Source organism: Streptomyces sp. NPDC058964 (assembly GCF_042741275.1).
Classification (GTDB): domain Bacteria; phylum Actinomycetota; class Actinomycetes; order Streptomycetales; family Streptomycetaceae; genus Streptomyces.
This window is the reverse complement of record NZ_JBHYKH010000073.1, coordinates 24297-25298: the sequence shown is the minus strand read 5'-3', so window position 1 is coordinate 25298 and position 1002 is coordinate 24297. Positions and strand designations below refer to the sequence as shown.

The window sequence follows — 1002 nt, the reverse complement described above, 5'->3', positions numbered from 1 at the left end:
GCCGAGAACGGGTGGGCGGGGTCGGTGCCGTCGCCACCCTGATAGAGCGTGACCTCGCCGTCGTCCCAGACGACGATCAGGTCCATACGCCGGCCCGCCCCGGCGGCGCCGGTGAAGTAGCCGGTCGTCATCTGCGCGGCGTGCTTCCACGGCGCGCCCGCGAAGGCCGTGCTGTAGGTGACCTGCTGGACCCAGGCGGCCAGGTCGTCGACCCGGGCGGCCACGGCTCCGTTGCGGGTCTCGGCCGGATCGGTGCCGAGGCAACCACCCTGCCAGGACAGGCTGCTGACGCCGGCGACCGCGGACCGGCCGCCGGCGGTGGTCAGCACCGGACCGCCGGTGTCGCCCTTGCAGATCGCGGCGCCGTCGGACTTGCCGGCGAGGTCCACGGTGGTGTCGCCGACGTTCTGCACGGTGAACGCGGCCGCGTGCACCTGGTCGGGGATCCACTGATCGTGCGTGCGCCCGAAGCCCGCGGCCTGGACCTCGTCCCCGGCGGCGGGCGCGGTGCCGGCCACGCGGACGGGGGTGATGCCGGTGACCGGTTTGGCCAGCTGGGCCAGGACGACGTCGCGGTCGGTGCGCGGCACCAGGCTCACCACCTGCTGGGCGCTGCCGCCCAGAGTGGCCGTCGTCTTCAGCTTCGGTGCGCCGGGGGCGAGCTTGGCACCGGCGCTATCGGTGAAGCAGGTTGCGGCGGTCAGCAGCCACTGCTTGTCGACCAGCGTGGCCGAACAGCTGCGCTGTCCGCCGATGTCGAGCCGTGCGGTGGCGGCGGAGACGGAGTCGGGGGCCTGCGGGCCCGATACGGCGATCGCGGGGGCGGCGGTCAGGGCCGCGGCGGCCAGCGATGTGGCGGCGAGTACGCCGCTGGTCCGCGCGAGGCGCGGACGATAGCCGGAAATGAGGTTGCGCGGTTCGTGCTGGAGCGGGAAACTCGGTTCGGTAGGGCCGGTCAGGCGCGGTCACCCCACGGCCCAAAGCAGCGTGGGGGGGCCCCCG

The 1002-nt window shown here is 74.3% G+C and carries 1 protein-coding gene; it reads right to left on the bottom strand.

What is annotated here, in order from left to right; genetic code table 11:
- The coding region (locus ACFW2E_RS12530; RefSeq protein ID WP_384465512.1) for a trypsin-like serine protease at nt 1–755 on the bottom strand (755 nt) is incomplete at its 3' end.
- Nucleotides 756–1002 lie beyond the last annotated feature (247 nt).